This is a genomic window from Syntrophotalea acetylenivorans (assembly GCF_001887775.1).
GTDB classification, from domain to species: Bacteria; Desulfobacterota; Desulfuromonadia; order Desulfuromonadales; family Syntrophotaleaceae; genus Syntrophotalea_A; species Syntrophotalea_A acetylenivorans.
In genome coordinates, this window is sequence record NZ_CP015519.1 from 2670212 (window position 1) to 2683084 (window position 12873).

General features: G+C 54.6%; 15 protein-coding genes. 6 read left to right on the forward strand and 9 right to left on the reverse strand.

Translation table 11 applies throughout. From position 1 onward, the window contains the following. Nucleotides 1–80: 80 nt before the first annotated feature. The 6 genes from yjgA to dapF are packed head-to-tail and all read right to left on the reverse strand — an operon-like array spanning nt 81 to nt 3792. The gene (gene yjgA / locus A7E78_RS12220; RefSeq protein WP_072284541.1) at nt 81–587 is read right to left on the reverse strand and encodes a ribosome biogenesis factor YjgA; all 507 of its coding nucleotides are present in this window, start codon (nt 585–587) and stop codon (nt 81–83) included. Then, the gene (gene dtd, locus A7E78_RS12225; protein WP_072284542.1) at nt 587–1036 is read right to left on the reverse strand and encodes a D-aminoacyl-tRNA deacylase; all 450 of its coding nucleotides are present in this window, start codon (nt 1034–1036) and stop codon (nt 587–589) included. The genes yjgA and dtd overlap by 1 nt, the downstream gene beginning before the upstream one ends. After that, nucleotides 1033–1884, reverse strand: a complete 852-nt coding sequence (locus A7E78_RS12230; RefSeq protein WP_072284543.1) for a deoxyribonuclease IV — start codon at nt 1882–1884, stop codon at nt 1033–1035. The genes dtd and A7E78_RS12230 overlap by 4 nt, the downstream gene beginning before the upstream one ends. Next, a complete protein-coding gene (locus A7E78_RS12235; RefSeq protein WP_072284544.1) occupies nt 1884–2519 on the reverse strand; it encodes a pyrimidine 5'-nucleotidase in 636 nt (211 codons plus the stop codon). Before A7E78_RS12235 ends, A7E78_RS12230 begins: the two co-directional genes overlap by 1 nt. Beyond that, on the reverse strand, nt 2516–2956 hold the full coding sequence (locus A7E78_RS12240) for an HIT family protein (RefSeq protein WP_072284545.1): 441 nt from the start codon (nt 2954–2956) through the stop codon (nt 2516–2518). Before A7E78_RS12240 ends, A7E78_RS12235 begins: the two co-directional genes overlap by 4 nt. Continuing rightward, nucleotides 2953–3792: a diaminopimelate epimerase gene (dapF, locus tag A7E78_RS12245; protein ID WP_072284546.1), complete on the reverse strand. Its 840-nt coding sequence runs from the start codon at nt 3790–3792 to the stop codon at nt 2953–2955. The genes A7E78_RS12240 and dapF overlap by 4 nt, the downstream gene beginning before the upstream one ends. Before the next feature lie 281 nt (nt 3793–4073). Here dapF and A7E78_RS12250 point away from each other — a divergent pair, with 281 nt between their 5' ends. Genes A7E78_RS12250 through A7E78_RS12260 form a run of 3 tightly spaced genes read left to right on the forward strand, consistent with a single transcriptional unit; the run spans nt 4074 to nt 6088 of the window. Further along, nucleotides 4074–4373: a hypothetical protein gene (locus tag A7E78_RS12250; RefSeq protein ID WP_235606748.1), complete on the forward strand. Its 300-nt coding sequence runs from the start codon at nt 4074–4076 to the stop codon at nt 4371–4373. Further along, nucleotides 4367–4993, forward strand: a complete 627-nt coding sequence (locus tag A7E78_RS12255; RefSeq protein WP_072284548.1) for an MBL fold metallo-hydrolase — start codon at nt 4367–4369, stop codon at nt 4991–4993. Before A7E78_RS12250 ends, A7E78_RS12255 begins: the two co-directional genes overlap by 7 nt. A gap of 36 nt (nt 4994–5029) precedes the next feature. Then, nucleotides 5030–6088 carry a GspE/PulE/PilB domain-containing protein gene (locus A7E78_RS12260; protein WP_072284549.1) on the forward strand — a complete coding sequence of 353 codons (1059 nt, stop codon included), beginning with the start codon at nt 5030–5032 and terminating at the stop codon, nt 6086–6088. Between the two features lie 120 nt (nt 6089–6208). Here A7E78_RS12260 and A7E78_RS12265 read toward each other — a convergent pair whose 3' ends face one another. The 3 genes from A7E78_RS12265 to prmA all read right to left on the reverse strand — a co-directional run bounded on the left by A7E78_RS12265 (nt 6209) and on the right by prmA (nt 9424). Beyond that, nucleotides 6209–7654: an RDD family protein gene (locus A7E78_RS12265; protein ID WP_072284550.1), complete on the reverse strand. Its 1446-nt coding sequence runs from the start codon at nt 7652–7654 to the stop codon at nt 6209–6211. A gap of 108 nt (nt 7655–7762) precedes the next feature. Beyond that, a complete protein-coding gene (locus A7E78_RS12270) occupies nt 7763–8503 on the reverse strand; it encodes a 16S rRNA (uracil(1498)-N(3))-methyltransferase (RefSeq protein ID WP_072284551.1) in 741 nt (246 codons plus the stop codon). Continuing rightward, a complete protein-coding gene (gene prmA / locus A7E78_RS12275; RefSeq protein ID WP_072284552.1) occupies nt 8504–9424 on the reverse strand; it encodes a 50S ribosomal protein L11 methyltransferase in 921 nt (306 codons plus the stop codon). 282 nt (nt 9425–9706) lie between these two features. Between prmA and A7E78_RS12280 the strand changes: the two genes are divergently transcribed. From A7E78_RS12280 to A7E78_RS12290, 3 genes are all read left to right on the forward strand, one after another. After that, the gene (locus tag A7E78_RS12280; RefSeq protein ID WP_072284553.1) at nt 9707–10513 is read left to right on the forward strand and encodes a pyruvate, water dikinase regulatory protein; all 807 of its coding nucleotides are present in this window, start codon (nt 9707–9709) and stop codon (nt 10511–10513) included. A gap of 64 nt (nt 10514–10577) precedes the next feature. Beyond that, nucleotides 10578–11249 carry a response regulator transcription factor gene (locus tag A7E78_RS12285; protein ID WP_072284554.1) on the forward strand — a complete coding sequence of 224 codons (672 nt, stop codon included), beginning with the start codon at nt 10578–10580 and terminating at the stop codon, nt 11247–11249. Further along, the gene (locus A7E78_RS12290) at nt 11250–12692 is read left to right on the forward strand and encodes a sensor histidine kinase (protein ID WP_072284555.1); all 1443 of its coding nucleotides are present in this window, start codon (nt 11250–11252) and stop codon (nt 12690–12692) included. It begins immediately after the preceding gene. Nucleotides 12693–12873 lie beyond the last annotated feature (181 nt).

Below are 12873 nucleotides of genomic sequence, written 5' to 3' on the forward strand. Positions count from 1 at the left end.
TCCCAAAGATACCGATTAATATCCAGCGGGCCTGCTTGAAACAGCAGGCCCGCTTTTGTTATGGATGGGGGCGGCAAGTTTTATTTCTGGCCAGATTCCGCATCCCGCAGCAGGCGAAAGATTTCCCGAAAGGCTCGTTTGTCGGCCGAATTTTGAACCGACTTGGCCAACCTGTGGATTTTAGCCGTATCGACGCTCTGCAGAGTTCTCTCTATTTCTTCCAAGGTCTCGGCGCAGCGGCCCGGGTCGCAAAGTCCTTCGCGCAATTCTTCCAGACGATGAAATCCGGCCGTGTTTTGTCGGTGGCCCCGTTCAAGGTCGGCAATGAAGGTTTCAATCTGCTCGCGGCTTTCATCATCTTCGCGAAGTAGGCCCGCCAGGTGCTTAAGCTGCCGTTTACGGGCACCGTGGGATTTAATGTCGCGAGCCTGTTGCAGTTCCTCGGCGATCAGTCCGTTCAGAGGCAGGCGGCGGTAATCGGCCTCGGCCATGGTAGCCAGGGTGGCGGCCAGTTCTTCTATGGCCTTGGCCGCGCGTTTTTTGGCACTTCGGCTGAGTGGCGGTTGGTCGGAAAAGTCATCGTTCATCAGAATACCTTGTTGCTATCGAGTAAAAAAGTGACCGGCCCGTCGTTCGTCAGGCTGACCTGCATCATGGCCTGAAATTGTCCGGTAGCGACACTCAGCCCATGCTGGCGCAGCAGGGTTACATAATGTTGGTAAAGGCGGTTGGCCTCCCCGGGCGGCGCTGCTTGGGAAAAGCCCGGCCGTCGACCTTTTCGGCAGTCGGCGGCCAGGGTGAACTGGGATACGACCAGTACTTCGCCGCCGATGTCCTTGACAGAGAGGTTCATCTTGCCCCCGTCGTCTTCGAACATGCGCAGTTCGGCGGTCTTTTTGGCCAGTAAACCGGCGTCCTTCTCAGTATCTTCCTGTTCGACACCGAGCAGTACCAGCAAGCCTTGTGAAATGGCTCCTACCGTTTCCTTTGCTACCTCCACCCGGGCCTGTGAAACCCGCTGCAATACCGCTCTCATGATTTCTCCTCGGCCATTTGGCGCAACAGAGCCAGGCTGGCCCGGTGAAAACAATTGTCATCGCCGGGGGCGGTTTCAAGTAATTTGGGTACCTCAGCGAAGCGCTCATCGGTCATCAGGGCGGCAAAGGTCTCCAGGGCTACAGCCCCCTGGCCGATCTGGGCATGACGGTCAACCCGGGAGCCCCGCTCCTTCATGGAATCGTTCAGATGAAAGGCAGCGATATATTTAGTGCCGATCAGGCGCTCGAATTCGTCCATGGTGTTCTGATAACCCTCAGCCGAAGTCAGGTCGTAATCCGCTGCCAGAGCGTGGCAGGTGTCGAAACAGACGCCGAAGCGCCCTTCGGGAACCCTTTCCATGATCTCGGCCAGATGTTCAAAGCGGTGTCCCAGGTAACTGCCTTGGCCGGCGGTATTTTCCAGCAACACACGGACCTGGACGGGCGCAGCGGCGAAAATGCTGCGCAGGGCTTCGGCTATGCGTTGCAAACCCGTGTCTTCGCCGGCCCCCAGGTGAGCGCCGGGGTGCATGACCAGGCCGGGAATACCGAGAGCCGCGCATCGCTCCATTTCGTCGATGAAGGCGGCCAGGGAGCGGCTCCTTTTGTCGCCTTCAGCCGCGGCCAGGTTGATCAGATAGCTGTCATGGGCGGTGACTGATAGGACCTGACTGTTTTTCCAGGCGGCGGCAAAGGCCTCGATTTCCGTTGCCGGCAGTGGTTTAGACCGCCATTGACTGGCATTTTTGGTGAAGATCTGCATCGCCGTACAGCCAAGTTCTTCGGCTCGTGCAAAGGCTTGACTGACGCCTCCGGCGATAGACAAGTGGGCTCCAAGCAACAGCATCAGGCGGCGCTCCAGAAATTCATAGCCTCGGGCATTTGGGCGGCGTGGTCGATTTGAACATCGACATAGTCTCCTCTGTCTCGCTGGCCGACCAGTACGGTGCCCATGCCGAGCTGCTTGGCGGTCAGCAGGTTCTCCGGGGTGTCTTCGACCATAATGCAATCACTTGCCACTGCACCCAATTTTTCAAGGACGGCCCGGTATGGATCCGGGTAGGGTTTCGGCAGATAGTCGGCGATACGAATATCGTAGATCTCTTCGAACAGATCCCTCAGGCCCAGAGCCTGCAACACCCGCTCGCTGTGGCAAATGGAGCTGTTGGTAAATACCACTCGCCGCTGAGGCAGAGACAGCAAGGCCTGGCGTAGTAACGGATCGGGTTCCAGCCGGCTGGGTACATCAATGTCGTGAACGTAACGGAGGTAGTCTTCCGGGTCGACCTGATGGTGGCGCATCAGCCCTTGCATTGTAACGCCGTAGCGCTGCCAGTAACTGCGCCGCAACTCGTCGACCTGATGCAGAGGGATGCCCACTATTTCATGCATATAGCTGTTAATGCGCTTGTCCATAAGGGCGAAGAGTTGCCGGTCCGGGGAGTAGAGGGTGTTGTCGAGATCGAACAAAATGCAGTTCATATCGCCTTCTCCCCGCCTGTTTCAGGCAATCCTATAGTTCTACGAATCGCCGCTGCGGCATGGCGATACTCTTGTTCCGTCAGGGATGCTTCCTGATGAGGTTCGCTCCAGATCGGTCGTGGCCAAAGAGGATCGTCACTGTGGCGGGGGACCAGGTGCCAATGCATGTGCGGCACCATGTTGCCCAGCAGTTCGTAGTTGATCTTGGTCGGTTGATAGAGCTCGAACAGAGCCGCAGCTACCCGGTTGACCTCCTCCATCACTCCCTGACGCACCTGTGATGACAGATGAAACAGCTCGGTCACATGATGCTTGGTGAAGAGCAGGCAATACCCGGGGAAAAACTGGTCGCGGTTAAGGGTCAGATAGCAGTGCTCCAGTTCGGCAATGCGCAGATCCGGTTGCTCAGCCCAGCGGTGGCACATGGGACAATTCATTGAGGATCAAAGGTCCCTTCGAAAACCTGTACCGCCGGTCCGGTCATGAAGACGCTGCCTTCCTCGGTCCATTCAAGTTCCAGGTCGCCGCCGAGCAGGTGGTTGAGAATGGTCCGCTCGGTGCGCCCGTTGAGGATCCCGGCTACGGCTACGGCCGAAGCGCCGGTGCCGCAGGCCAGAGTCTCGCCGGCGCCCCGTTCCCAGGTGCGCTGCTTGACTTCGCCCGGTGAGATAATCTCGACAAATTCAACATTGGTGCGGTTGGGGAACAGTTCATGGTTCTCGATGACTGGCCCGTATTTCTCCAGAGGGAATTCATCGACATTGTCAACGAAGATGACACAGTGGGGATTGCCCATGGAGACGCAGGTAATATGGAAGGTGCGATCCAGGACCTTGAGCTCCTGATTGACAACCCGCTGGTCGGCGTTGCCGGTCATGGGAATTTGACCGCGGGTCAGCCGGGGCTGGCCCATGTTGACCCGCACCCGGTCAACCTTGCCGGCATCGTTGGTAAAGAGTTGCAAGGTTAAGATTCCGGCACCGGTTTCGGCGGTGATCTCATGTTTGGTTACCAGGCCGTGATCGTAGGCATATTTGGCGACGCAACGAATGCCGTTGCCGCACATTTCCGATTCGCTTCCGTCGGAATTGAACATGCGCATGCACACATCGGCTACCTCGGAAGGCATGATCAGAATCAGCCCGTCGGAACCGATACCGAAGTTTCGGTTGCTGACCTGACGGGCCAGGGAGGCGGGATCATTGATGGTTTCTTCGAAACAATTGACATAGACATAATCATTGCCGGCACCGTGCATCTTGGCAAAATTCATAACAGGAGCTATCCTTTCATTATGGCGGATGGTTATTTCAATCGAAGGATTATATCGGATGTGCCCCGTCTGCGACAAGGGGCAATGCCCGGCAATTGACCCTTTGCTCGCTCTGGCGTATCATGCAGCTCTTAAATTGATGGCGTCGCAAAAAGTCAGCCCTACGGTGTTACGGCGTTTTTTCGGGACCTCGACATACTCGATGTGTCCCTTCTCCCCTGAAAAACACCAGGCCTTGTAGAGCGAGATTTTTGCTTAGCCATCCTGTAAGTTTTTTGCCAATGCATCATAAGTTGGCCGCTAGTCGATGGGGATTCCATTGGCTGGTGGTGACATTGGACATGCGAAAGGGGTTGATGGCTTTGGCTTTTCATCTGAAGACTAAAATCTGGCAGACCGGAGCCCTGGAGTGGTGGGGGTTTATCGATAACGAAGATGTCTATTTGGGACGGCGGGAGTTTCCCTTGCCGCCTGAGGAAGGCGACGAATGGCAGGTGCGGGAAACGGGAGAAGTCTTTCGCATCGTAGACGGAGAGATCCACCGTCTGGGCCAGCGTCCCGTTGAGGAGTCTTTATGGTGACAAAAACGGGCCTGGAAGTCGTGCAGATTCCGGCAGGAAAGATGAAGAATTTTTCTTACCTGATCTACTGTCCGAATAGCGGTGAGGCGCTGGCCGTCGATCCTTCTTTTGGTGCCAAGGCTTTGCTGGCCGAAGTGGAAGAACGAAAAGTTAATCTTCAGCTGGTACTCAATACCCACGGGCATAATGATCATCTGGCGGGCAACGAAGAGGTGTTGGCCGCCACCGGCGCGCGCTTGGCCGCTCATCCGCTGGCCGTGGCCGAAGCGGATCTGTTGCTAGACGAGGGCATGACCGTGACCCTTGGCGATACGGCTATCGAAATACTCTTTACCCCCGGACATCATCCCGGTCATGTCTGCCTGCATCTGCCCGGCGCCCTGATCACCGGCGATGTCCTGTTCGTCACCCGGGTCGGACGGGCTGACCTGGCGGGCAGCGATCCCGCCGCTCTTTACCACAGCCTGAGACGGCTGGCGGGTTTTCCTGGTGAAACCCTGGTCTACCCCGGCCATGATTACGGTCCGAAGCCGGTATCGACCATCGCTTATGAACGGCAGCACAATCCGTTTATGCGCTGCGAGGATCTCGAATCGTTTCTGCGTTTGCGCATGGGCTGATGCGTCAACACTTACTGATAAAAAGAGGAGAAGAGAATGGGCACTGCCCTGTTGGATCTGCTGGTCGAATCCGGCCTGATCAACTCAGAGCACTTTGAAGAAGCGTTGCGCAACTGCATGTTGTCCGGAGGTCAGGTCAGCACCAGTCTCCTGGAAATTGGCCTGGTCAAAGAAGACCAGCTGGCCCGCTTTCTCAGCCGTCGTTTGAGTGTCCCCTTCTTCGACCCGCTGCCGTTAACCTCTATCCCCGAAGAGGTCCTGGCGCTGGTCCCTTCCGAGATGGCCATCAAGCATCGTGTTTTACCTTTGAGTGGCGATCGCCAGGGGCTGTCTCTGGCTATGGCCGATCCCTCCGATACCGAGGCCGTAGAGGAATTATCCAACCTGACCGGCTGTGTCATTCAGCCGTTGGTCGCTCCTGAGGTGCATTTGCTTAAAGCGGTGCAAGAGTATTACCGGGTCGCTCTGAATTCCCGCGATCAACGGCTTCTGGAACTATGCGAGGTCACGGAGGTTTTCTCGCCGTCACTGTCCTTTGAGGTGGAAGAAGAGGGCGATCTGGAAGAAGCCGAAATCATCGAAGAAGACGATCTTGACGGTGGCTTGGATCTGGGGGTGAACGAACTGTCCAAGGCGTTAAGCGAAGTTCGTGATCGGCAGGAAGTAGCGCAGATTCTCATGCGCCGCATGGGGACGGAGTTTGAACGGGCCGCGGTTTTTCTGGTGCGCGAGAACGAAATTACTGGTTGGAAAGCTGTTCGCGGACAACAGGAAATCGCCGCTTTCGAGCAGCTAAGTATCCCTCTTGGATTTCCCTCGGTGTTGAAGACGGTGGTGGAAGGTAAAAGCTTTTATCTCGGCCCCATCGACCGTGAGGGGCTCAACGAACAATTGTTGCAGGGGCTGGGCGGCGAAAAGCCGGAGGCTGTTTTGCTGGTGCCGCTGATTCTTGATGGTCGGGTGGTCAATCTCCTTTACGGGGATGGTCGCCCGGAGCAACTGGTTTCCCAGGTTGGGGCTTTACAGCAGCTGCAGGAAATGGCCGGTCTGGCCTTTCGAATCCTGATTCTAAAAAATAGATTGCTGCAATTCTGATAGCTAAGCAAAAAGTCCGCCCTGCTGGGTTGCAGCCCCTTTTTCAGGACCTTGATATATCCTCTGCCTGCCTTATCCCCTGAAAATCACTAAGCAGCCGTGGTGGTCGAAAGTTATGGTTTAGTCTTCTCTCGACTCGTCCAGCATGACCACTTGGCAATTCGATAGCTGGTCGTTCCATCCTCTCTGCTCCTCATTGAGTACGATCGATAAAAAACCGAGCCCCGCCGGCAGCAGTGAGATCAAACCTCCAACGCAGCGCAAAAAGGCCTGGGCCAAAGTGATGCTGTCATGATCGTCGCCCTCGACCCTCACATCGAAGAACATTTTTCCAGGGGTCTGACCGCTAAGGTAGTGAAAGAGGGTAAAGTAACCGAAACAGAGGGCAAAAAAGACCAGGAAATAGGGAGTGGCCAGATCCAGCAGTACATCGCTGGTGAACTGGAACCGATCCCCGGTCCCTGGCGAGCGGGCGAACTCACCGGCACAGATGAAAAGGGCAAAGATGACCGTCAGCAGGCCGAGGTCCGTCAGGTAAGCTTTGGCGCGTCGGGTCAACAGTTGGGCCCCGCTGGCGATGGGGTCCCGTTCTGCATCGGGCAGAAAAATCGCGGCGATATTGGGCTGTTTAGCAGGCGCCTCGATTTCTCTGGCAGCCAGGGGCAGTTCCTCCTGCACCTCAGCGGGCTGCGGCAAGGAGGCCTCGGCTTCCTCTAGGACTTCTTCGACGGGCGGTAGAGGTTCGCTGGACTCCTCCAGGGTAAAGCTTTTCTCGGACTGATGGTCCTTTGGAAGTTCGGGGAGTGGCCATTCCTTATCTTTGTCCCGCTGTTCGGTAGTTGAAGGGGAGGGGGGAACTTCCGCCTTTATTGATTCCAATTCGACGAAATTTTCAATAGAAACGGTTTTAGATTGTTCCGTGATCGGTTCTTCTATTGTAGGAACCTCTTCACGGTTTTCTTCTTTTTTGAGAGGTTGCGGTTCATTGGCTGATTCTTTCACGATTGCCGGTTCCGCTTTGGCGACGGCCTCCACATCCAGGGGCGACTGCCAGTCGATTTCAAAGTCATCGACATCGTCAAAGGGCGAAGCGTCATCGGATTCCGGTTCTGCTGATGGAGTTAACCGCAGAGCGTCGAGGTCGGAATCAAGCTCCTCAAAAGGGAAGTCTCCTTGGGGAGATTCCTGGATCCATTGAGGAACGTCTGTCGCAGCTTTCCTTTTGACTTTTGAATCCTTGCCGGTGTTGGTCGGCCGAGGTATATCCATGGGGAGAGCTGCTGGAATCTGGTCATGATCCAGGCTGTCAATGGACTGGAAAAAGTCTTCCAATACATGTTCATCTTCCGGAATCTCCTGTTCCTTAACGGCAACCGGTTCAGGAACGGGGGTGGCAGGAACTTCTTCGGCGGCAGGAGGTGGCTCTTCTGCTGGTTGAACCGGCAGGGGAGGAACAACCGGATTGCCAAGGTTGAGCTTCAGCTGCTCTTGGGTCAGGTCTCGGCCGCACTTTTTACAGGCAGCCAGATTGTTGAAGCTTTGGTAACCACATTTGGGGCACTTCATCCCTGTCCTCCCGGCGCGGTCTTTGACGGCAGATTGTTGAAGAAATTTAGCAGCAAGTCTGTTTTAATCATGAGGCCGAAAATCTCTGTTTGGTCTTGGCGGTTTTCGTCAGATTGTGTCGGAACCCAGGTCACCATAGCGGTATTGTAGAACTGCCGTCACCGCAAAGCCAGCTGTTTCGCTGCGCATAATACGGGGTCCAAGGTGTACCGGTTGAAAACCGGCCAGGGTTGCCAGTCGGGCCTCTTCGGCAGTAAATCCGCCCTCCGGGCCGACCAGAAGTGCCAGTGAATCGGGAGCTTTGTTCGGCAGGGCCTCAGCAAGAGGCTGGCTGCCTTCTTCCCAGAGCATCAGCTTCAGGCCCTCGTCACATTTGGCTAAAGCGTCGCTTAGTTGACATGGTTCCATCACCGATGGCAACAGCGGTCTGCGGCTTTGTCGTGCGGCCTCGCAGACGATACGTTGCCACCGTTGACAGCGTTTTTCTGCTCTGTCCGGGGCGAGTTTGGCAACACTGCGGCAGCTGAACAGAGGTGAAAAGCGGCCGATGCCCAGCTCCGTGCCTTTTTGCAGAATCAAATCCATTTTGTCACCCTTTGGCAGGGCCTGCAACAAATGGATAGGGAATGCAGTGTCCGTTTCCTGCCAGCGTTCCAAAACGGTCGCCCGTCCAACTTTTTTCTTTAATTCCCTGATACGACACCGGCAAAGATTGCCGAGCCCATCTAATAACAGGATTTCTTCGCCAGGGGCTAACCTCAGCACGACTGCCAAGTGGTGCAGCACTTCTCCGGACAAGGAGACCTCGACATCAGTCAAGACCTCCGGCGGCACAAAAAAACGATGCATTCAGGCTTCTTTCCGATAGATCAGGCAGGACCACTCCGCCGTTCGGTAAATGTTCGGTCCGCTCAGGGAAAAGGCTCGCAGGGCGTCGACCACCAGTTGTTCCTTTTCTACCAGAATGCCGGATAATACCAGGCTGCCCCCGGGAGCCAGTCGGCTGACCAGTTCCGGCGCCAGGCGGATATTTTCTTCGGCCAGAATGTTGGCCAGCACCAGCTCAAAGCCATCTTCCAATTCATTCAGAGCTCGGTCGGTAATCTGTATCCTGTTGTCGACACCGTTCAGGCGAGCATTTTCGGCAGCCACCAGGCAGGACTGGGGTTCAATATCGCAAGCCACTACCTGTTGGGCGCCAAGGGCGGCAGCTGCGATGGCTAGAATGCCAGAGCCCGTGCCGACGTCAAGGACCCGTTGCAGCGGTTGTTGATCAAAAAGCTGGGCCAGTGCTTCGAGACAAAGCCGGGTAGTATCATGGGTGCCTGTACCGAAGGCCATGCCGGGATCAAGAGTGATCACCGCATCCGAAGGGGCGGCGGAAAAGTCCTCCCAGGTCGGTTTGATGACCAGTCGGCGCCCGATGCGGGTTGTTGTGAAGTGCTGCTTCCAGTCTTCGGCCCAGTCCTGCTGACAGATGGGGTGCAGCTCGATATCGATATCAGGCAGGTTCGGCATTAATGTTTTTAAGGCTTGTAGCCGCTCAGCAATTTGCTCTTTAAGCTGTTCCGCTCTGTCTGCATTGGGGAAATAAGTTTTCAGATGGAAGTGTTCAGGGGAGTGTTCGTCAGGATCCGGCATAACGAAGGTATCGAGCTGCCGTTCCTCTACGGTGACTCCTTGTGAACCGAGTTCGATCATTTCGTGACAAATCAGATCCACCGCGAAAGCGGGGGCCGGAATAATTATTTCAAGCCAAGTACTATTCATTCCCCCTGTTTAGCAGAGGTGGTCTGTCAAAAGCAATAATAAATGACGCAGAAAGTTCTTGACAAAGATAGTAGGAGTTTAGTGTAATCCCCTGCAATATTTTTAATGAGAACCGCTATTTTCTTTGGGGGATAACGATTCCCCGGAGCGAGAACCTGGTTTTGATGATGCTAATCGTTGCTCCCTCTCTGGTTCGGATTCGACAGGATTAATTATCGCTCGCAGCTTGCTTCTTAATCAAGGTCTGTTAGTATTTGATCATCATTTTCATGAGGAGAAGGTATGGAGGAACCGCAACTGATTTACCTCCTATCCGATGCGACCGGAGAGACGGCGGAAAAGATTGTTAATGCCGCTCTTATTCAGTTTCGTGACAAGGCTGTCCGGGTCAAGCGCCTTAGCCATGTGCGGGATAAAAACAGTATTTTCAAGCATTTGGATGAGGCTCTCAAGAGCCGTGCTCTGGTGGTTTATACCATGGTCAATCGGGAATTGGCGCAACTGGTACACGACGAGTGCGAAGCACTGGGGTTGCCACATCTTGATTTGATTACACCATTGTTAATGAAGGTTTCCGAGTTTTTTGGTCGATCTCCCAAGCAAACCCCCGGTTTGCTGCACGACATGGATGAAGATTATTTCCGCCGTATTGAGGCGGTTGAATTTACCGTTAAGCACGACGATGGGCAGGAGCTGCGTCATTTGCCCCATGCCGATATCGTGCTGGCGGGGGTGTCACGAACCAGCAAGACTCCGCTCTCGACCTACTTGGCTCATCGCGGCTGGAAGGTGGCCAATGTGCCGCTGGTCAAGGGGATTGAACCACCGGTGGAATTGATGCAGGTCGACCCAAAGCGGGTGGCCGGACTCTATATTGATCCCCAGCGGTTAGCTGAATTGCGTGCTGCCAGGCTGCGACATCTCGGTCAGGATGCCCGGGCCGCGTATTCAGATTTGGAAGAAATTGAAGAAGAACTTCGGTTTGCTAAAGCGTTTTTCCGTCGTAACGGTTGGATTATGGTCGATGTGTCGGGGAAGGCTGTTGAGGAAACCGCTAATGAGGTATTGGTCAAACTAAAATTAAAATAGCCGTTATGTGGGCCGCGATTCTGCATAACAGAGCAAGCGTATCACGAAACAAAGGAGAATAATTATGCGTGTATTAGTTGTCGAAGACGAAAAAAAAGTTGCCAGCTTCATCAAGCGCGGTCTGGAGGAAGAAAGCTTCTCCGTTGATGTGGCTTATGACGGCGAAGAGGGCCTCGATATGGCCGCCAACAATCCTTACGATGTGATCCTGATGGATCTCATGCTGCCGAAAAAAGACGGCCTGTCGGTGATCCGTGAACTGCGCGAGCAGGATATCGCCACTCCGGTCCTCTGTTTGACCGCCAAGGACGCGGTGGAAGATATCGTCGAAGGTCTCGAAACGGGCAGCGACGATTACCTGACCAAGCCCTTTGCCTTTGGTGAGCTGTTGGCCCGGGTCAAGGCCCTGCTGCGGCGCACCAGCAAAGACCGCGGTGCTGAAATTTTCTTTGCCGACCTGCGCCTCGATCCGGTTTCCCACAAGGTTTGGCGCTCTGACAAGGAGATTGATCTTACGGCCAAAGAATACGGTTTGCTCGAATATTTCATGCGAAATCCCAACGAAGTTTTGACCCGGGCCATGATTGCCGAACATGTCTGGGATTACACTTTTGACTCCTTTACCAATATTATCGACGTGTACGTGAACTATTTGCGTAAAAAGGTCGACCGCGATTACGACACCAAGTTGATTCATACGGTGCGCGGAGTCGGTTACGTGCTTAAGGAGGGCTGATTGTTCTCGGCTTCCCTCCGAGCAAAGCTGAGTATCTGGAATGCTCTGATTCTGCTGCTGGTCCTTGGGGTCAGTAGCGGCATCTGGTATGCCTATCTGTCTCACAGTCTGCTTAAACAGCTGGATCAGCGGCTTTTAAGTATGGTTGGGGAGCAGAGCCTTTTGCGCGAGCAGTTGGGGGGCGGCGAGTCGATCGATTGCGCAGCTGTTGATGAGTTCGCTCGCCGTTTTCGGCTGGGCGAGTTGTATCGCGTGGTAGATGAAGACGGCCGTCGGGTCTGCGAGGCAAAAGGTGCGAAAAAACTGATGCCGCCTCTGCAGGACTGGATGTTGGAGGCGGTGCGCAGTGAAGGTCCACTGCTGACTACGGTACCCTTTCCCGGGCGCCATTCTCAACGGCAGTTGATTTTGCCGCTGGAACAGCGAGAGGGACAGCGCTTTTTCTTTCAAGCCGCCATCGGTCTGGGGCGGGTTGAGCAGCCCTTGCGGGATTTGCGTTCGTTGCTGCTCCTGTATAGTCCCCTGGCTTTGATTGTCGTGGCGGTTTGTGGCTGGTTTCTGGCTGGCCGAGCGTTGGCGCCGGTGAATAACATCACCCGTGCCATGCGCAAGGTAAATGCTGACAATCTCAATCGAAGACTACCTGTCGGCAAGGCGCGGGATGAAATATCGCGCCTTGCCGAAACGTTTAATGCCATGTTGGCTAATCTGGAAGAGTCCTTCCGCAAGATTCGCCAGTTCTCTGGCGACGCTTCTCATGAGTTGCGCACTCCCTTAACCATTCTCAAAGGGGAGACAGAGGTAGCTTTACGCTGGGCCAAACACCCCGACGAATTCCGCAAAATGCTTGAGTCAAGCATGGAAGAAATTGATCGCATGGGGCGTATTATCGAAGATCTATTGACCCTTGCCAAAAGCGAAGCGGGAACCAGATCTCTGGTAATCAAACCCTTCAGCCTTAGCGATCTGCTGCAGGGAGTTTATCTCCAGGCCAACACGTTGGGCGAAGCAAAGAAGATCAAGACCTATCTCAATCTCGAAGTTACCGAAGAGATTCGCCTGATGGGGGATGAGCTTCGCCTGCGGCAGGTTTTTCTCAACCTGATTGCCAATGCGGTCAACTATACTCCTGAAGGGGGACAGGTTGAAATAACTCTGGCTGTGGTTGATGGTGAGGCCAAGGTGACAGTCAGCGATAGCGGTATCGGTATTCCTGCGGAACATCTACCTCATATCTTCGATCGTTTCTACCGGGTCGACAAGGCGCGTAATCGTGAAGATGGCGGTACCGGCCTTGGTCTGGCCATCGTCAAATCTTTGGCCGAGGCTCACGGCGGACGAGTCGAGGTTGCTTCAACCCCCGGTGAAGGAACCTCCTTTACTGTTTTTCTGCCGGCTCAAGGTCCCGAGGAATGGCTCGCTAATAACAACTCTCTTGCTTGACCCCTCGGGTAATTGCCTGGACTTTCGGGAATTCTCTGCCGCTCTGCCTGCCTCAAAATAGACAACCTTTAGTCTTTGACTCCTTTCCTTTGTTCTTTTCGCTCTAAATTCTGTAAGAGCAGTGATGGACTTCCTGCGGGATCTGTCCCTATTGACATCTTGTCTGCGAGTGATTAAATAG